At 70.8% G+C, this 18617-nt stretch carries 18 protein-coding genes; 14 read left to right on the plus strand and 4 right to left on the minus strand.

Going from position 1 to position 18617, the window contains the following annotated elements:
- Positions 1–703 precede the first annotated feature (703 nt).
- Together ACWDVW_RS01395 and mshA are read right to left on the minus strand one after the other, a co-directional pair.
- Positions 704–1210, minus strand: coding sequence for a type III secretion system chaperone family protein (locus tag ACWDVW_RS01395; RefSeq protein WP_350693060.1), 507 nt, complete (start codon positions 1208–1210; stop codon positions 704–706).
- A 162-nt stretch (positions 1211–1372) separates the two neighbouring features.
- Positions 1373–2725 carry a D-inositol-3-phosphate glycosyltransferase gene (gene mshA / locus ACWDVW_RS01400; protein ID WP_449943310.1) on the minus strand — a complete coding sequence of 451 codons (1353 nt, stop codon included), beginning with the start codon at positions 2723–2725 and terminating at the stop codon, positions 1373–1375.
- 208 nt (positions 2726–2933) lie between these two features.
- Here mshA and ACWDVW_RS01405 point away from each other — a divergent pair, with 208 nt between their 5' ends.
- On the plus strand, positions 2934–3737 hold the full coding sequence (locus tag ACWDVW_RS01405; RefSeq protein WP_449943312.1) for a class I SAM-dependent methyltransferase: 804 nt from the start codon (positions 2934–2936) through the stop codon (positions 3735–3737).
- Between the two features lie 131 nt (positions 3738–3868).
- Here ACWDVW_RS01405 and ACWDVW_RS01410 read toward each other — a convergent pair whose 3' ends face one another.
- The gene (locus tag ACWDVW_RS01410) at positions 3869–4951 is read right to left on the minus strand and encodes a UDP-N-acetylmuramate dehydrogenase (protein WP_449943315.1); all 1083 of its coding nucleotides are present in this window, start codon (positions 4949–4951) and stop codon (positions 3869–3871) included.
- 70 nt (positions 4952–5021) lie between these two features.
- Between ACWDVW_RS01410 and ACWDVW_RS01415 the strand changes: the two genes are divergently transcribed.
- The 9 genes from ACWDVW_RS01415 (at position 5022) to ACWDVW_RS01455 (ending at position 15426) form a co-directional block, all read left to right on the plus strand.
- Entirely contained in the window at positions 5022–5783 is a 762-nt protein-coding gene (locus ACWDVW_RS01415) for a maleylpyruvate isomerase family mycothiol-dependent enzyme (RefSeq protein WP_396741892.1), read from the plus strand.
- Between the two features lie 327 nt (positions 5784–6110).
- A complete protein-coding gene (locus ACWDVW_RS01420; RefSeq protein WP_449943318.1) occupies positions 6111–7415 on the plus strand; it encodes an ABC transporter substrate-binding protein in 1305 nt (434 codons plus the stop codon).
- Between the two features lie 114 nt (positions 7416–7529).
- Complete coding sequence (locus ACWDVW_RS01425) at positions 7530–8537, plus strand: carbohydrate ABC transporter permease (protein WP_449943321.1); 1008 nt, start codon at positions 7530–7532, stop codon at positions 8535–8537.
- A gap of 156 nt (positions 8538–8693) precedes the next feature.
- A complete protein-coding gene (locus tag ACWDVW_RS01430) occupies positions 8694–9527 on the plus strand; it encodes a carbohydrate ABC transporter permease (RefSeq protein ID WP_350693069.1) in 834 nt (277 codons plus the stop codon).
- Between the two features lie 73 nt (positions 9528–9600).
- Entirely contained in the window at positions 9601–10971 is a 1371-nt protein-coding gene (locus ACWDVW_RS01435) for a GH1 family beta-glucosidase (RefSeq protein WP_449943324.1), read from the plus strand.
- 19 nt (positions 10972–10990) lie between these two features.
- On the plus strand, positions 10991–11998 hold the full coding sequence (locus tag ACWDVW_RS01440; RefSeq protein WP_350693073.1) for a LacI family DNA-binding transcriptional regulator: 1008 nt from the start codon (positions 10991–10993) through the stop codon (positions 11996–11998).
- 140 nt (positions 11999–12138) lie between these two features.
- Complete coding sequence (locus ACWDVW_RS01445; protein WP_449943327.1) at positions 12139–12549, plus strand: RidA family protein; 411 nt, start codon at positions 12139–12141, stop codon at positions 12547–12549.
- Positions 12550–12888: 339 nt separating this feature from the next.
- Positions 12889–13842 carry a hypothetical protein gene (locus tag ACWDVW_RS01450; protein ID WP_449943329.1) on the plus strand — a complete coding sequence of 318 codons (954 nt, stop codon included), beginning with the start codon at positions 12889–12891 and terminating at the stop codon, positions 13840–13842.
- Between the two features lie 678 nt (positions 13843–14520).
- Entirely contained in the window at positions 14521–15426 is a 906-nt protein-coding gene (locus tag ACWDVW_RS01455) for a GNAT family N-acetyltransferase (RefSeq protein ID WP_449943332.1), read from the plus strand.
- 528 nt (positions 15427–15954) lie between these two features.
- Here ACWDVW_RS01455 and ACWDVW_RS01460 read toward each other — a convergent pair.
- The gene (locus ACWDVW_RS01460) at positions 15955–16245 is read right to left on the minus strand and encodes a hypothetical protein (protein ID WP_449943334.1); all 291 of its coding nucleotides are present in this window, start codon (positions 16243–16245) and stop codon (positions 15955–15957) included.
- A gap of 195 nt (positions 16246–16440) precedes the next feature.
- Between ACWDVW_RS01460 and ACWDVW_RS01465 the strand changes: the two genes are divergently transcribed.
- From ACWDVW_RS01465 to ACWDVW_RS01480, 4 genes are all read left to right on the plus strand, one after another.
- Positions 16441–17211, plus strand: a complete 771-nt coding sequence (locus ACWDVW_RS01465) for a DUF5753 domain-containing protein (protein ID WP_449943337.1) — start codon at positions 16441–16443, stop codon at positions 17209–17211.
- Complete coding sequence (locus tag ACWDVW_RS01470) at positions 17202–17387, plus strand: DUF397 domain-containing protein (protein ID WP_449943340.1); 186 nt, start codon at positions 17202–17204, stop codon at positions 17385–17387. Before ACWDVW_RS01465 ends, ACWDVW_RS01470 begins: the two co-directional genes overlap by 10 nt.
- Before the next feature lie 19 nt (positions 17388–17406).
- Positions 17407–17598, plus strand: a complete 192-nt coding sequence (locus ACWDVW_RS01475; protein ID WP_449943342.1) for a DUF397 domain-containing protein — start codon at positions 17407–17409, stop codon at positions 17596–17598.
- 236 nt (positions 17599–17834) lie between these two features.
- Positions 17835–18581, plus strand: coding sequence for an SAM-dependent methyltransferase (locus ACWDVW_RS01480; protein ID WP_449943345.1), 747 nt, complete (start codon positions 17835–17837; stop codon positions 18579–18581).
- The last annotated feature ends 36 nt before the right edge of the window (positions 18582–18617 follow it).

Raw genomic sequence — 18617 nt, forward strand, 5'->3', positions numbered from 1 at the left:
GGTCGTCGCCTTCCGGGCCGACGTGGCCCGCTTCGCGGGTGCCGCCTTCGCCCGGCCCGGCGCGGTACGGGCCGACGTGGTCTGCCGGGCCCCGGCCGCCTTCGTGGCCTTGGCCCGACCGGCCGGGCCGCTGCTGCGGCGGGCGGCACCACCCGACCGCATGGTCTTCGCCAGCGTCTTCACCAGTTCGGGCTTGCGCAACGCGGAGATCCCCGAGACGCCGTACCGCCGCAACTGGCCCCGGATGTCCTCCGCCCGCATCTGCGAGATCTCCGACTCCGACATCCGGGCGGTGCTGCTGTTCCGTCGTGTGGTGCTGGTCGCGGTCCCGCCGCGACCCGAGCTGCTTCGCTGAGCCATGGACGCTCACGCTCCTCGACACTCGGTCTCGGCGCGGCGGGTCCCAACGCCGCACCGCGCGGTGCGGCGGCTTACCCGTCAGGAGCGCTCCGAATCCCCGAACGTGCCGAACGGCTCGTCCCGCTGCGGAAACGTCTCGCCCCGCGACGCCGACGGCTCGTCGCGCAGAGCAGGCTCGGCGCGTAGAACAGGCTCGGCGCGTAGAACAGGCTCGGCGCGTAGAACGGGCTCGTCGTGCGGACCAGGCTCGGCGTGCGGACCAGGCTCGGCGTGCGGAGATCACTCGGCCTACGAAGAGTCTCACCCTGCGGAGACAGCTCGGCCTGCAAAAGCGGTCGCCCGGCTACGGCGACGGCTCGGCCTGCGGAGACGGCTCGAAGAGGTGCGCGAAGGCGGCGAGGTTCGCGGTGGATTCGCCCCGCTTGACCCGCCACTCCCACTCCCGCCGGATCGAACTGCCGAAGCCGATCTCCAGCATCGTGTCGAAGGACTCGTCGGCGTAGGTGAGTACCGCGCCGAGCAGTCGGTCGAGTTCGTCGGCGTCGACACCGGCGGGGTTGACCCGCCCGGTCAGGTAGACGTCGCCGACCGCGTCGACGGAGAACGACACCGCGTACATCCGGGCGTTGCGCTGCAACAGCCAGGCCCACAGTTCCTCGCGCCGCTCGTCCGGCTGGCGCATCACGAACGCCTCGATCCGCAGCGCGTGCTCGCCGACGATCAGGTTGCAGATCGTCTTGAGCTTGTGCGTACCGGGCAGGGTCACCGCGTACGACCCCGGGCCGGTGGACTCCCAGTCCAACTCCCGCTCGGCGCAGACCGACTCGATCAGGGCCCCAAGGTCACTCATCGGATCAACTCTACGGCCGGCACGGTCCGTACGCCGTGCTGCCGAGGTGTTAGGAGGGGACCCCTGCTATGCACGAGGCGTTAGTAGGGGGCCCTTCCTTACACGCAGCCGTTACGCGCAGCCGTTACACGGAACCGCTACGCGCAGCCGTTCCGCGCAGCGCTACCAGGAACGGGATGCGGTGAGTTCGGCGGTGAGGCGGGCACGGTGGGCGGCGATCGCCTCGCCGTAGACCGTCAGCAGGCTGGCGGCGGTGCGGTGCCAGGAGAAGTCGCGAGCGTGTCGGGCCGCCGCCACGGACAGCTCGGCCCGGCGGGCCCGGTCCGGCAGCAGACGGCCGAGCGTGCGCGCCCAGTCGACGGGATCGTGCCCACGGACCAGTACGCCGCTGACCTGATCGCGTACGGCGGTGACCAGACCGCCGACGGCGGCGGCCACCACCGGCGTACCGCAGGCCTGGGCCTCCAGCGCTACCAGCCCGAAGCTCTCGTTGTGCGACGGCACCGCGACCAGATCGGCCGCCTGATAGAGCAGGGGCAGGTCGGTGCCGGTGCGTGGCGGCAGGAAGTGCACCCGGTCGGCGACACCGAGCGTGGCGGCCAGCTCGATCAACGCGGTGGGTCGGTCCAGTCCGGTGCCGCTGGGACCGCCGCAGATCACCACCGCCACCTCCTCGGCCAGGGCCGGGTCCCGGTCGCGCAGGGCCGCGATCGCGCGGATCAGCACGTCCGGGGCCTTCAGTGGCTGGATCCGACCGACGAAGGCGACCAGGTGCCCCCGGACGGGCAGGCCGAGCCGGGTGCGGGCGGCGACGGTGGCGGCCGCCCGGTCGCCGGAGAGCGGCCGGAACCGGTCGAGGTCCACGCCGGGTTCGACGACCGCGACCCGGGTCGGGTCGGCGTCGTACCGGTCGATCAGGTCCCGGGCCTCGACCTCGGTGTTTGCCACCAGCCGGTCGGACTCGGCGACCACCTGTTCCTCGCCGATGACCCGGGCCTTGGGTTCCGGCCGGTCCCCGGCGGCGAGCCGCGCGTTCTTCACCTTGGCCAGGGTGTGCGCGGTGTGCACCAGCGGTACGCCCCAACGCTCCTTGGCCAGCCATCCCACCTGGCCGGAGAGCCAGTAGTGGGAGTGGATCAGGTCGTAGTGACCCGGTGGGCGGGCCGCCTCGGCGCGCAGCACTCCGGCGGTGAAGGCGCAGAGTTGGCCGGGCAGTTCCTCCTTGGTCAGTCCTTCGAGCGGACCGGCCATCACGTGCCGTACCTGCACACCGGGGGCGACCTCCACCACCGGGGGCAGGTCACCGGAGGTGGCGCGGGTGAAGATCTCCACCGCCACGTCCGCCTCGGCGAGCCGCCGGGCGACCTCCAGGATGTAGACGTTCATGCCGCCCGCGTCGCCGGTGCCCGGCTGGTGCAGGGGTGAGGTGTGCACCGAGAGCGTCGCGATCCGCCGGGGGCGGGGCCACGGCAGGGCACCTCGCTGACGTCCGACACCGGTGTGCATTTCTGCCACGTCCGCTCCCTTTGCCACGGTTGATGCCGACGCGCGCGACCGGCGCTCCTGCGTCAACCTCCACGCCGGATGTCATCTTCCCGATCGGCGGCCGGAAATACGCCGTCCAGGCACCTCGGCGTGACCGACCTCATCACCAGGGTGCCGCTCCCGGCGGCGGCAGCAGGGGCGAGAATGGCCGGATGAGTCGTGTCGCCGGGTCCGCGCGATGGCGACACTGAGGTCCCGGCCGCTCGGTGTGGTCACCCGGGGCACCACCAATCCCAACCGGCTGCGCCGGGTGGACAACTGGATGGTGGAGAACTGCGCGGACGTGCTGCGCGACGCGCCGGACCCGCTGGTGGTCGACCTTGGTTACGGTGCCACGCCGGTGACGGCGGTGGAGCTGCGCGCCCGGCTGGCCGCGCGGGTCCGCGCCGACGTGCGGGTGGTCGGGCTGGAGATCGATCCGGTACGCGTCGACGCCGCCCAACCGGCCGCCGACCCACCCGGTCTCACCTTCGCCCGGGGCGGCTTCGAGCTGGCCGGGCTCCGGCCGACCGTGGTCCGCGCGTTCAACGTCCTGCGGCAGTACGACGAGAGCGAGGTGGCCGCCGCCTGGGCCACCGTGCTCGCCGGGCTGGCTCCGGGCGGGCTACTGGTGGAGGGCACCTGCGACGAGCCGGGTCGACTCGGCAGTTGGATCCTGCTCGACGCCACCGGTCCCCTGACGCTGACCCTGGCCGCCCGGCTGACCACGCTGGAGAACCCGGCCGAGCTGGCCGAACGGCTGCCCAAGGCGTTGATCCACCGGAACGTGCCGGGCGAGCCGATCCACGACCTGATCCGCGCTCTGGACGACGCCTGGCGGGCTGCCGCCGGCTACGCCCCGTTCGGCCCTCGCCAACGCTGGCTGCGCGCGGTGTCCACGGTGCGCGCCCAGGGCTGGCCCGTGCTGCGCCGTCCCCGCGAGTGGCGTCAGGGCCAGCTCACGATCCCCTGGCCCGCCGTCGCCCCGCGGGGACGCGTGTAAGGAGGGGTCCCCTACTAACGCCTCGTGTATAGGAAGGGTCCCTTCCTAACATGCAGGCCGGCGGGGGCGGCGGGCGCGGCGGGGGCGGCGGGGGCGGCGGGCGCGGCGGGGGCGGTGGGCGCGGTGAGCGGTCAGATGGTGCAGTTGACGAGGACGGGTTCGGGGTGGAGGGTCACGGCGAACCGGGCCTCGACGGTGTCACGGATCTCGCGGGCCAGCGTGATCAGATCCTCGGTGCTGGCGGTGCCGGACTGGTTCGTCAGCGCCAGGGTGTGCTTGCTGGAGATGGCGACACCCTCGGGGCCGGGATGGCCCTTGCCGAAGCCCGCCTTGTCGATCAGCCAGGCCGCGCTGATCTTGACCCGGTCCCCGGCGCCCGGCCAGGCCGGCGGCTCCCCGATGTCGGCGGCCCGCTGCCGCAGCAGTTCGTAGCCGCCGGTGTCGAGCACCGGGTTGGTGAAGAACGAGCCGACCGAGCGGGTGTCCGGGTCGGTCGGGTCCAGCACCATGCCCTTGCCGGCGCGCAGCCGCAGCACGGTGGCACGCGCCTGGGTCGCCGGCACCCGGTCACCGACCGAGACACCGAGCGTACGGGCCAGTTCCGCGTAGCGCACCGGGCCGGACAGCGGCGAGCGGGCCAGCCGGAAGTCGACCGAGAGCACCACCAGCCGTTGGCTGTACTTGAAGACGCTGGCCCGGTACGCGAAGCCACAGTCCACGGTGGGGACCGTCGTCACCTCACCGGTGACGCGGTCGTAGACCTGCACGCCGACGATGGTCTCCGCGACCTCCTGCCCGTACGCACCGACGTTCTGGATCGGGGTCGCCCCGGTCGAGCCGGGGATGCCGGACAGGCACTCCAACCCGGACCAGCCGTTGGCCACGGTGGCGGCGACGAGGTCGTCCCACGGCTCGCCGGCCTCGACCCGTACGGTGACGTTCGCCTCGTTCTCGGCGAGCACGCGCAGACCCCGGGACCGGACGAGGACCACGGTGCCGGGGAAGCCGGCGTCGCCGATCACCACGTTGCTACCGCCCGCGAGCAGCAGAACGTCGTCCTGGGCCTCGCGTACCCGGGTGACGATCTCGTCGGCGGTGGTGGCGGTGACAATCCGGCGAGCCGGGCCACCCAAGCGTAATGTGGTGTATTGCGCCAGATCGCCGGTGCTGGCGGGTTCAGCGGCGACTGTCGGCTGGGCGTAGGCGTCGAACACGCCTTTCACCCTAGGCTGGTGGGTAGCCGCGGCACCCATTGGTGGCCGGGTCACCCCCGGGAGGATGGCGATGAGCAGATTGCAGGGCAGCAAGGACTTCTGGATCGGCGCGCTTCGGACGGAGGGTCCGGCGTTCGCCGCTGCGGTGGCCGAAGCCCCGCCCGAGACACCCGTGCTCTCCTGCCCCGGCTGGACGGTCGCCGACCTGGCCCTGCACCTCGCCGGCGTCTACCGCTGGGCGCACGCGATCGTGGGCTCGGGCGGGACGACGGCCCCGGAGCGCCGGGCACAGCCGGTCGAGCCGGTGCCGGGTGTGACCGCTTCGGCGCAGTGGCAGCAGGCGTACGACGAGCTGATGGCCCTCTTCGACACCCTCGACCCGGAGGCTCCGGCGTGGAACTGGGCGCCGCAGCCGAAGAAGGCGGGTTTCTGGCCGCGTCGGATGGCCCACGAGACCGCGGTGCACCGCTGGGACGCCCAGCTCGCCATCGCGGCCGGTGAACCGATCGAGGCCAAGCTCGCGGCCGACGGGGTGAGCGAGGTGCTGGACACCTGGCTGCCGGCGGGTCGGCGGGCGGCGACCGGGCAGTGGCGCGGCGTGGTGCGGTTGAGCGCGAGCGACGCCGCCCAGGAGTGGTATCTGCGGCTGCGCGGCGAGGGGGTGGCCCTGCTCGACACCGGCACCATCCTCGACCACGACGACCACCACGCCCGGGTGCACGTCAACGCCACCGCGAGCGACCTGCTGCTGGCGCTCTGGGGACGGGTCAGCTTCGACACCCTGACCGTGGCCGGCGACCGCGCCCTGCTGGACGGGGTCCGCGCCGCCTGAGTCCGTGTCGGCGGCCGGCCACGCCCCGACCGTCGACACGGCCGCTTGGCCGGCACGTCGGCCAAGCCGACATGGCCGGCACGACGGCCGGTAGAGCCAGCACAGCCGGCGTAGCCGAACGCGGCCGACACGACAGCCGGCGTAGCCGACTCAGCACGGACATGCCACGGGCGGTCCTCCCGATCGGGAGGACCGCCCGTGGCCATTCTGTGACCTCGTCGAGAGAGCGCTCTCTTGACATCGATCGACGGCGGACCGCAAGCTTCGTGAGAGCGCTCTCTGGGCCTTATCCACCACCACCCCCGACCTGAGAGGGGTCACCAGACCATGGGCACCTTCCCGCGCCACCGCCTCGCTGCGGTCGCCCTGGCCGCCGTCGGCGCGTTGCTCGTCACCAGCGGCTGCGGTGGCGGCGACGACGCCGAGGACGGCACGATAACCCTCACCGTCGACGTCTTCGGACAGTTCGGCTACGAGGAGCTGTACAAGCAGTACATGGACGCCAACCCCGGCGTGAAGATCGTCGAGCGGGGCACCGGCGGCAACCTCGACGAGTACTCGCCGAAGCTGACCCAGTGGCTCGCGGCGGGCAAGGGCGCCGGTGACGTGGTCGCCATCGAAGAGGGTCTGATGGTCGAGTACAAGGCCAACCCGGACAACTTCGTCAACCTGCTCGACCACGGCGCCGCCGACCTCAAGGGCAACTTCCTGGAGTGGAAGTGGAACCAGGGGCTCACCGCCGACGGCCAGAAGCTGATCGGCCTCGGCACCGACGTCGGCGGCATGGCGATGTGCTACCGCACCGACCTGTTCGACAAGGCCGGGCTGCCGACCGACCGCGAAGAGGTCTCCAAGCTCTGGCCGACCTGGCAGGAGTACATCGCCACCGGTGAGAAGTTCAAGGCGGCGAACACCGGCGCCGCGTTCCTGGACGCCGCGACCAACACGTTCAACACGATCGTGCTCCAGACCGCCGGCAACGCGCAGGGCTACCACTACTACGACACCAGCGACAACCTGGTGGTCGACAGCAACCCGGCGGTGAAGCAGGCCTGGGACACCACCATGGCCATCATCAACGCGGGCCTCTCCGGCAAGTACGGCTCCTGGTCCGACGAGTGGGTCTCCGCCTTCAAGCAGTCCAAGTTCGCCACCATCGCCTGCCCCGCGTGGATGACCGGGGTGATCGAGGGCAACGCCGGGCCGGAGGCCAACGGCAAGTGGGACATCGCCCGGGTGCCCGGTGACGGCGGCAACTGGGGCGGCTCGCACCTGGCCGTGCCGCGCCAGAGCAAGAACCAGGACGAGGCGATCAAGCTGGTCAAGTTCCTGACCAGCGCCGAGGGCCACATCGGAGCCTTCAAGGCCAAGGGCCCGCTGCCGTCGTCGCCGCAGGCACTGGACGACGCGGCCATCACCGAGGCCACCAACGCGTACTTCTCCGGCGCGCCGGTCGGCCGGATCTTCGGTGAGGGCGCCAAGACCCTCAAGCCGGTCTACATGGGCCCGAAGAACCAGGCCGTACGCACCGAGGTCGAGAACGCGGTCCGCACCGTCGAGCTGGGACAGCGCAACCCCGAGCAGGGGTGGCAGGACGCGATCGCCAACGCCAAGAAGGCCGCCGCCAAGTAGCCGGCCCGACGGTCCCCACCCCGTCGCCGATCCACCGGACCCGACGCGTCCACCTCGACGCGACGGCGACCTTGGATCGGCGCGGGGCGGGGGCGTGGAAAGGAGTCACGGGTCATGGCGTTGCAGCTCGACGCGCACCCGCCGGCCGCCCCGGCACCGCGGAACACCCGCCCGCCACGGTCCGGCCGACTGAGCCGGATCGACGCGAAGTACTCGCCCTACCTCTACATCGCCCCGTTCTTCGTGATCTTCGCGATCTTCGGGGCGTGGCCGCTGGCGTACACCTTCTGGGTCTCGCTGCACGACTGGGACCTGCTCGGCAGCAATCCCACCTTCATCGGCGCGGACAACTACACCCAGCTGCTGGTCGACAGCGACTTCTGGCACTCGGTGGTGAACACGCTCGGCATCTTCGTGATCAGCACCGTGCCGCAGTTGCTCCTGGCGCTCTGGCTGGCCAACCTGCTCAACCGGCACCTGCGTTTCCGTACCGGCTGGCGGATGGCGGTGCTGGTCCCCAACGTCACCTCCACGGCCGCCGTGGCGATCGTCTTCGGGGTGCTGTTCGGCCGCGAGTTCGGCATGGTCAACTGGATGCTCGACCTGGTGGGCCTCGACCCGATCGGGTGGAAGTCCGACCGGTTCGCCTCCTGGGTGGCCATCTCCGCCATGGTCGACTGGCGCTGGACCGGGTACAACGCGCTGATCTTCCTGGCCGCCATGCAGGCCATCCCCCGCGACCTGTACGAAGCGGCGGCGATCGACGGCGCGAACCGGGCCCGGCAGTTCTGGGCCGTCACCGTGCCGCTGCTCAAGCCCACGATCATCTTCTGCGTCATCATCTCCACCATCGGCGGGCTCCAGCTCTTCACCGAGCCCCGGCTGTTCCACTCCGGCACCAACGCGATCCGGGGCGGCCCGATGCGCGAGTCGCAGACGCTGACCATGTACATGTTCGAGAACGCCTTCGCGCCCTACTACAACTTCGGCTACGGCTCGGCGGTGGCGTGGCTGCTCTTCGCCCTGATCGCCATCGTCGCGGCGATCAACGTACTGATCATCCGCCGGCTCGGGGCCGGCGCCCGACCGAACATCGGCGGGCGGAAGGGAGGCCCGCGATGAGCGAGCGCAGCGAGCGAATCCTTCAGTTCAGCGCGTTGGGGCCTCGTCGCGACGCCGAGCGAAGCGAGGTGGCGCGATGAGCGAGCGCAGCGAGCGAGTCCTCAGGTTCAGCGCGTTGGGGCCTCGTCGCGACGCCGAGCGAAGCGAGGTGGCGCGATGAGCCGGCTCTGGCGGGCCAGCCCGCTCACGTACTGCGCGCTGATCGCGGCCACCGTGATGTCGCTCTTCCCGATCTACTGGATGTTCGTGGTGGCCAGCCGTAGCAGCGACGCGATGGGGCAGTTGCCGCCACCGATGACGCCCGGCGGCAACCTGGGCGCCAACATCGCCCGGCTGTTCGACAACACCGACGCCTACTTCCTGACCGGTCTGATCAACTCGGCGATCGTGGCGACCACGGTCACCGTCTCGGTGGTGTTCTTCTGCAGCCTGGCCGGGTTCGCCTTCGCCAAGCTGCGGTTCCGGGGCCGCAACGCGATGCTGATGGTGATCATCGCCACCATGATGGTGCCCACCCAGCTCGGCGTCATCCCGCTCTACATGCTGATGACGAAGCTGAACCTGAACGACCGGCTGCCCGCCGTGATCCTGCCCGCGCTGGTCACCGGCTTCGGCGTGTTCATGATGCGCCAGTACGCCGGTCAGGCGGTCAGCACCGAGCTGATCGAGGCGGCCCGGGTGGACGGATGCGGTACCGCCCGGATCTACTGGAACGTGGTGGTACCGGCACTGCGGCCGGCCGCCGCCGTGCTCGGCCTGCTCACCTTCATGACCACGTGGAACGATTTCCTCTGGCCGTACGCGGTGCTCAACGACCCGGAGAATCCTACCGTGCAGTTGTCGCTGCGGGCTCTGTCCGACGGCTACTACCAGGACATGTCCCAGGTGTTTACCGGTACGGCCATCGCCACGCTGCCGTTGCTGCTGGTGTTCGTCCTGTTCGGCCGCCAGATCATCGGCGGGATCATGGAAGGTGCGGTGAAGGCGTGAGCGAGCGTCAGCGAGCGAACCATCGACACAGGGCCGTGCCTCGTGGCGGCACGCAGCGAAGCGGAGTGCCGGCATGAGCGAGTTGAGTTTCCCGGAGAACTTCCTGTGGGGTGCGGCCACGGCGGCGTACCAGATCGAGGGCGCGGCCCGCGACGACGGGCGCGGCGACTCGATCTGGGACACCTTCAGCCGTACGCCGGGCAAGGTCCACGCCGGGCACACCGGCGATGTCGCCTGCGACCACTACCACCGGTACGCCGACGACGTGGCGATGATGGCGGAGCTGGGCCTCCAGGCGTACCGCTTCTCGGTGTCCTGGCCGCGCATCCAGCCCGACGGCAGCGGGCCGGTCAACCCGCGCGGCCTGGACTTCTACGACCGGCTGACGGACGCGCTGCTCGGTCGGGGCATCGACCCGATCGTCACCCTATACCACTGGGACCTGCCGCAGACGTTGCAGGACCGGGGCGGCTGGACCGACCGGGACACGGCAGAGCACTTCGCCACCTACGCCACTGCCGTGCACACCCGGCTCGGCGACCGGATCGACACCTGGACGACGCTCAACGAGCCGTGGTGCTCCGCCTACCTCGGGTACGGCAACGGCGTACACGCTCCCGGGGTCCAGGACGCGGGGGCGGCCTTCTCCGCCGTACACCATCTGCTGCTCGCGCACGGCCTGGCCACCCAGGCCCTGCGCAGCCGCGGTGCGGCCCGGGTCGGCATCACGCTCAACCCCGCCGACGTGCAGCCCGCCGACGCGGACAGCGCGGCCGACGCCGCCGCCGTACGCCTGGTCGACGGCCTGCACAACCGGATCTTCCTCGACCCGCTGCTGGTCGGCGGGTACCCGGACGACGTCCGCGAGCACGTGGCGCGGCTGGTCGAGCCGACCTTCGTCCGGGACGGCGACGAGAAGATCATCGCGGCACCGATCGACCTGCTCGGCATCAACTACTACTCCCCCACGTACGTCGCGGGCCGTCCGGACGGCGGCGGGGGCGGTGGCGCGTACCCGGGCACCGAGGGCGCGGTGGAGTTCCTGCCGGCGGTCGGTCCGCTGACCGACATGGGGTGGATGATCGAGCCGGCCGGGCTGACCCGGCTGCTGGAGCGGATCGCCGCCGACTACCCCGGCGTGCCGTTGCTGATCACCGAGAACGGTGCGGCTTTTCCGGACAAGACCGCCGACCCGTCCAGCCCGCTCCAGGACTCGGACCGGATCGCCTACCTCGACGGCCACCTGCGCGCCGCGCACGAGGCCATCGCCCGGGGCGTCGACCTGCGGGGCTATCTCGTATGGTCATTGCTGGACAACTTCGAGTGGGCCGAGGGGTACCGGAAGCGGTTCGGCATCGTGCACGTCGACTACCTCACCCAGCGGCGTACACCGAAGTCGAGTGCCCGGTGGTACCAGGAGGTGATCTCCCGGAACGGGCTGTGACGAGATGGTGGTTTCTCCTATGACGGGGGCGCAGCGGCCCACTCTGGAAGCGGTGGCGCGACGGGCCGGGGTGTCCCGTGCCACCGTCTCCCGGGTGGTCAACGGCTCGACCACGGTCGCCGAGCCGATCCAGGAGGCGGTCCGCCAGGCGGTGGCCGAGTTGGGGTACGTGCCGAACCTGGCCGCCCGCACCCTCGTCACCCAACGCACCGACTCGATCGCCCTGGTCATGCCCGAGGAGGCCACCCGGGTCTTCTCCGACGACCAGGTGTTCCCGGGCATCATCCGGGGCGCCGCGCAGGAGTTGGAGGCCGCCGACAAACAGCTCGTGCTGATGCTGGCCGGCTCACCGGCCGGTCACGAGCGGGTGGAGCGGTACACCACCGGCCGGCACGTCGACGGAGTGCTCTTCGCCTCGCTGCACGGCGCCGACCCGCTCCCCGCCAAGCTGGCCGCGCTCGGCATCCCGGTGGTGTGCAGCGGCCGTCCCCTCGACGGGGCGGACATCCCGTACGTCGACGTCGACCAGGTGGCCGGGGTGACCCGCGCGGTCCGGCACCTGATCGACGGGGGCCGCCGTCGGATCGCCACCATCGCCGGCCCGCAGGACATGGTGGCCGGGATCGAGCGGTTGACCGGCTACCGGGAGACGGTGGCCGCCGCCGGGCTACCGGAGATGGTGGCCGTCGGTGACTTCACCCGCGAATCCGGGGCGGCGGCCATGCGGGAACTGCTCGCCGCCCACCCCGACCTGGACGCCGTCTTCGCCGCGTCGGACCTGATGGCGCACGCCGCCATGCGTACGCTCCGCGAGACCGGACGGCGGGTGCCGGACGACGTGGCGGTGATCGGCTTCGACGACATCGAGACCGCCGCCTACACCGATCCGCCGCTGACCACCGTGCGGCAGCCGATAGTCGAGCTGGGCCGGCAGGGCACCCGTCTGCTGCTGCGTCTGGCCGCCGGGGAGGACGTCGAGCCGGCGCTGATCCTCCCCACCGAGCTGATCATCCGCGAGTCCGCCTGAGTGCTGCGGGCTGCGTGCTGCGTGCTGCGTGCTGCGTGTAAGGAAGGGCACCTTATTAACGCCTCGTGTATAGAAGGGGTCCCTTCCTAACACCGAAACCAGGTGGCACCCGGCTCGCCGGGCTGGTTAGCATGCCGCGCATGTCCAGTTCCGTCCGATTGCTGCCCGTGCCCGCCCTCAGCGCCGCCGCGCCGTACGCCTATCTAGCCACCGTGGAACCCTCCACCCGCCTCGTCTACACCGCAGGCGCCTGCCCGCTGGACGCCGACGGGAACACCGTCGCCCCCGGTGACTACACGGCTCAGGCCCGGCAGGTCATGGCCAACCTGGAGACCGCCCTGCGCGCCGCCGGTGCCACGCTCGCCGACGTGGTCAAGAGCACCGTGTACGTAGCGTCGTCCGAGCAGGCCGACCTGGTCGCGACGTGGGAGGTGGTACGCGACGCCTTCGGCGACCACGACGCCCCGAGCACGCTGCTCGGCGTGGCGGTGCTCGGCTACGACGACCAACTCGTCGAGGTCGAGGCCGTCGCCGCCGTCCCGGCCGGCTGACGGGCTGACGGGCTGACGGGCTGACGGGCTGACGGGCTGACGGGGCTACGTTCCGCCGCCTCCGCGGTGCCATCCGTGACAGCGCCGCCGACCGCCACTCTTGAAGACGTCACCAGCGGCGCTCCGCGCGAGCGGCACCGGACGCGTTCCCGACGACGACGCCAGCCGTGATCTTGACGACGCCGCAGCCGTCGGCCGGGGAAGCGATCGGTGCGAGCGCCGCCGGTTGCCGCACCTCGGCTTGCCAGTCACGTAAAGGCGGCGGCGACCACGAAGGTGGGTAGATTTATTGTCGTTCCAGCGACAACAGATCTACCCACCTCACGGTTCAATCGATTCGTGCGGATTCCCCGAGACGACGCCGACCCGTTGCAGTGGCTGCTGTTCGAGCAGTCGGGAATCCTCACCTGGGCGCAGGCCACCGCCGCGCTGAGCCCGTCCACAGTGCGCCACCTGCTGACCTCCGGGCGATGGAGCCGGGTGTGCCGGGGCGTGCTGCGGGCCGAGCCGCCCGGCAGGCCGTACTCGCCCGCGCAGGCATGGTGGGCGGCTGTACTCGCGGCCGGGGAGGGCGCGATCCTCGCCGGGCTGGCGGCGGCGACGGCTGGCGGGCTGCGCGGCACCTATCGCTACGACACCGTCGACGTGCTGATCCCGCACCATCGCCACCGCGCCGACCTGCTGCGCCGGCTACCACTCGGCCTGCCTGCGGTGCGGGTACGCCGGGCTCGACACCTGCCCGACGCCGACCGCCAGCGGGCGCGCCCCGACCGTACGTCGATGGCCCGATCCCTGGTCGACGCGGCGCAGTGGGTGCGTACCGACGACGAGGCGCAGCAGATCCTCGCGGCCGGCTGCCAACAGCGGCGGGTGACCCCGGCGGAGGTCGGGGCGGTGTTGGACCGGATGCCCCAGGCCCGCCGGGGCGCGCTGATCCGGGAGACGCTGCACGACATCGCGGGCGGCGCGGAGGCGCTCTCCGAGATCGACCTGGCCCGGCTGTGCCGCCGCCACGGGTTGCCGCCGCCGCAGGGACAACATCGGCGGCGGGACACCGACGGTCGGAATCGCTACCTGGACGCCTACTGGCCTCGGTGGTCGCTGCACGTGGAGATCGACGGCGGGCACCACATGGACGCCCGGCACTGGGCCGCTGACCTGCGGCGACAGAACAAGATCTGGATCGAGGGCGACCGTATCCTCCGCTTCACCGCCTTCGACGTCCGACACCGCCCGGCCGAGGTGGCGGCCCAGATCCGCGCGGCCCTGGAGGCCGCCGGCTGGCAGGGCTGATGGTGGGTACGGCTGAAGTCGTCCTTTCCGCCACGATGCAGCTGGGACAAGGCGTCGGACCCGGCTCGCCTCTGATGCCCGGCCCGCTGCCTCTCAGCGGTCACCGTGCGACCGGCATCGCGCCCACCTCGTCCGCGCCCACCGCCTCTCTTCCGGCGCCATACCCCCCGATGGCGCTCCACAGGCGGACCGCAGTTGTGCGGCCTCCGATCGGCGAAGCCAACGGTGTTAGGAAGGGACCCTTCCTAACGCCTGAGAGGGCCCGGGGGCAGTGCGGATGGGGACGGGCAGCACGCTCGGGCCGTCGGGTCGCAGCACCGCCGGCCTCAGCTCGGCGGGTCCCGCCGATTGGCAGGGCCGACGTCGCGGCACCGCCCGGTCGCACCCCTGCAAACCGCCCGTCGGCAAGGCCGATGTCGGGCCGCAGCCCCGCACACCGCCCGTCGGCAAGGCCCGACGCAGCGGCAGTGCCGCCCGCAGACCCGCAACCCCCGGATGGCAAGGCTCGATGTCGCGGCACCACCCGGCCGCAGCCCTGCCACCCTGCCAACCGCCGACCGTCACGAGGTTCGCGGGGAGGTGGGTAGATCTGTTGTCGCTGGGACGACAACAACTCTCCCCACCTCCCTGCGATAAACCCGAGGCGGCACCGGCGGTGGACCGGCTAGCCTCCGCCGGATGCCTGGACCACAGTTCCTCCTCCGCCTGGCCCGCCCCGACGACGCCCCGGCGGTGGTGGCGCTGCGGAGACTCGTGTTCCCCTTCCTGCTGCGAGGAGTCGCGTCCACGCGGCAGTTGATCGCCACACCGCCGCCGGGTCTGCACTGGGCCGGCTTCGTCGCCGAGGTCGACGGGCAGATCGTGGGCTGGGTGTGCGCGTCCCGGAACGAGCACACCGCCGAGGCGGTCGGCGAGGTGTCGTTGCTGCACGTACACCCCGACCAGCGGCGACGCGGGATCGGCAGCGCGCTGCTGGCCGAGGCGATCACGCACCTCGCTCCGCTCGACCTGACCCGGCTGCACGGGCGTGCGCTGCCGGAGGCGCTGCCGTTCGCCCGCCGGCACGGCTTCACGCCGAGCCGCAAGGAGCAGTTCTCGGCCCTGGATCTGCACACGCTGCCACCGTTGCCGACACCTCCCGACGGCGTACGGCTGGTCCCGCTGGCGGACGTCGACCCGCGCCACGTACACAAGGTGGACGTGCTGGCCAGTGCCGACGAGCCGGGCGACGTCGTGTCCGGCGCGATCAGCTACGCCGACTGGATCGCCACCACCTGGGACAACGTGGGACTGGACCGGGCGGTCAGCACCTGCGTCGAGGTCGACGGCGAGTTGGCCGCGATCAGCCTGGTGAAGCGGGACGGTACGCGGATATGGTCCGATTACACCGGCACGGTGCCGCAGCACCGGGGACGTGGACTGGCCCGGCTGGTCAAGCTGGCCGTCCTGCACCGCGCGGCGCAGGACGGGGTCACCACCGCGTACACCGGGAACGACGCGGCGAACGCGCCGATGCTGGCGGTCAACACCCGGCTCGGTTATCGGCAGGTCGCCGTTCAGTGGTCCTGCGTCCGAGAGCGGTGAACAGCGGCCCAGTCCGTGAAGCGGGCCGCCAGGTGGGCGCGACGCGCGTCCGAGTCAGGCTCGGCGAGCTGGTCGGCGGCATCCTCGCGCAGCGCCTTCAGGTAGGCCACCAACTCGACCCGGCGCGTGCGGTACTCCGCCAGCAGGCGCAACTTGGCCGGAGAACACGGCCACGCCGCGCCACACGCCCGGCAGCGCCAGGTGGGGCGCGCGGGCTCGTGCGCGGCGAGGTCACCGCTGCACCGGTCCCGTGCCCGCCGCCGGAGCGCGGCGGGGAGCGACGCGCGGGCGGCGGCGCCGCCACGCGCTTCATCCCCGCGACCTGCACGAACAGCGTCCGCCGGGCGGTCGCATTCCCCGCCGCGTTGAGCTGATACACCTCGATCCAGACCCATCCGTCGTACGTCGTCAGATCGAGCTTCCGAATCAGGCGCACCACGATCGGCTTGCTGAACTGTGGGGACGCTGCCCTGCTCAGGAGGTACACGCCGGGGCAGATCGTCGGACTCTCGTCCTCCCGGCGCACGCTCACCAGCCACGCGCCGGGCGGACATCGGCGAGATCCGGGCGGACCTGCGCATAGCGGCGACGGACCCGCAGCGTCCCGTCTTCCTGCACCTCATGGCCGTACACCTCGATCCACACGCTGCCGTCGCGCTCGATCCGGTCCCCCACCTCGGCCACGTACAACGTCAACTCCCCCGCGCCGGGCTGGTAGGCGCCCTCGGGCACGCGGACCACGTCCCCTACGGCGAGGCCGGTACGCGCAACGGGCTCACCCCACCGCGAGGCAGGTACGGCGTTCACAGGCTCGGGCACGGTGCCTCCTCCGTCGACGTTCGAGGGGGTCGCCCTGAGTGCTCGCCCACGGGCGACCCCCGGCGGCACGACCAGCGGGCCATCCCGGACCTCCACTCGCCACACCGCCCTGACTCAACTTGCCATCTGTGACGAGACAGCAACACCGCGTGTCTATATGGTGTCCAGATATCTACTGTGTCGGAAGGTGTCTCCATGAACGACGCGCTCCGAATGGCGCTCCAAAGGTCGGGCCACACAACGGATTCCCTGGCTGAGCGCATCGGTGTTGACCCCAAGACGACCGACCGGTGGCTGCGCGAGGGACGCATACCGCACCAGGTCCATCGGGACGCGGCAGCCGGGACACTTGGGTGCGTCGTGTCAGACATATGGCCGGACACAAAACGGAGATCTCGCGAACTCGTATGGTTCCGCCCGTGGGAGGTAATCGAACGTGAGGCACACTCGCTTCGCTCCTATCAGCCGCTGGTCCTGCCCGGACTACTTCAGACAGAGAGGTATGCACGAGGGATCTTCGGTTCGGCCGGGCAGCACACGTCGGATGAGGTCGAGCGTTTGGTAGCTGCTCGCATGGCCCGTCAGTCGGTGCTAGCCGGAGACGGCCCTCCGTGGCTGACAGCGGTCATAGACGAGGGTGTCATTCGACGCACGGTGGGAGGCCCTGAAGTGATGCGGGAGCAGCTGGGATCGCTCGCCGAGACTGCACTCTTGCCGCACGTCCGCGTGCATGTGGTGCCGTTGTCTGCCGGGGCTTACGCCGGGCTGTCAGGTCCATTCGTCATTGCCAGCAGCGTCGACAACCGGACCGCCGGCTACCTGGACAATCAGCTTCACGGACAGGTGGTCTCCGAGCCCGGAGAGCTGGTTGCCCTCACAGCAGCGTGGGAGAATGTGCGCGGTGAGGCGCTGTCCCACCGGCAGTCGATCGAACTCATTAGGGAAGTGGCAGAGACATGGAGCTGACCGGCGCCATCTGGCGCAAGAGCAGCCGCAGCAGCGCCAACGGCGGTGACTGCGTCGAGGTCGCGGACAACCTTCCCGGCGTCGTCGGCGTGCGGGACTCCAAGGACCCCACCGGCCCAGCCCTGACTTTCGGACCGACGGCGTGGCGGACGTTCATCGCCCAGCTCGGCGATTGAATGAAAGTTGAGAGCCATCATGGACCTCAGTAACGCCCGGTGGCGCAAGAGCACTCGCAGCGGTGCGAGCGGCGGCAACTGCGTCGAGGTCGCGGACAACCTTCCCGGGGTCATCGGTGTCCGGGACTCCAAGGACCCCACCGGCCCGGCCCTGACCTTCGGACCGACGGCGTGGCGAACGTTCATCAACCAGCTCGCCGAGCGAGCCTGACCCAGACCTACGACGAAGCGCCCGCCCAATCGTGGCGGGCGCTTCTCGTCGTCGGCCAGGCGAGCAGGTCGGTTCAAATCGGTGGAAGCGTCGGGACAGCCCGCCTACGCTGGCCGGACTCAGGTTCGTACGTGGTGAGTGAGGTGCATTGATGACGGTCCGAGCAGCGGCGACCGGCTCCGGTCGACCGCCCTTCGCAGGCACCCTGACCTCATCGAATCCAAGGAGCATCTCCCGTGGATCTTCCACGTATCTTCACCATTCGCGAGAGTAACCACCGCATTCACAACCCGTTCACGCCCGGCAAGCTCGCCGCCCTGGGCCAGGCGCTGCGTCTGGCCCCCGGCACCCGTGTGCTCGACCTGGCCAGCGGGTCGGGCGAGATGCTGTGCACCTGGGCCCGGGACCATCAGGTCACCGGCACCGGGGTGGACATCAGCACGGTTTTCACCGCGCAGGCGCGTGCCCGCGCCGCTGAACTCGGCGTCGCCGACCGGGTCACCTTCGTGCACGACGACGCCTCCGGGTACGTCGCGGACGAGCCGGTCGATCTCGTCGCCTGCATTGGTGCCACCTGGATCGGTGGTGGCCTTCCCGGCACCGTCGAGCTCCTGAGCAGCAGTCTCCGTCCCGGCGGTCTGATGCTCGTCGGCGAGCCGTACTGGCGGCGGGAGGTGCCGGACCAGCAGACCGCCAGAGCCTGTCTCGCACAGAGCGTGGAGGACTTCCTGCTGTTGCCGGAGCTGGTCGAACGGTTCGGCGACCTCGGGTACGACGTCGTGGAGATGGTGCTGGCCGATCAGGACAGTTGGGACCGGTACCAGGCGGCACAGTGGCTGAACCTTCGCCGCTGGCTCGACGACAACCCCGATGACGAACTGGCCGGCACGGTACGGGCGGAGCTCACCACCGAGCCTGTTCGGTACACGCGGTACCAGCGCGAGTACCTCGGCTGGGGGGTTTTCGCACTGTTGGCCCGCTGAGGCGGGTCCACACGCGGTCGAGAAGGGGCGGGGCGG

This window comes from Micromonospora sp. NPDC003241 (assembly GCF_053589795.1).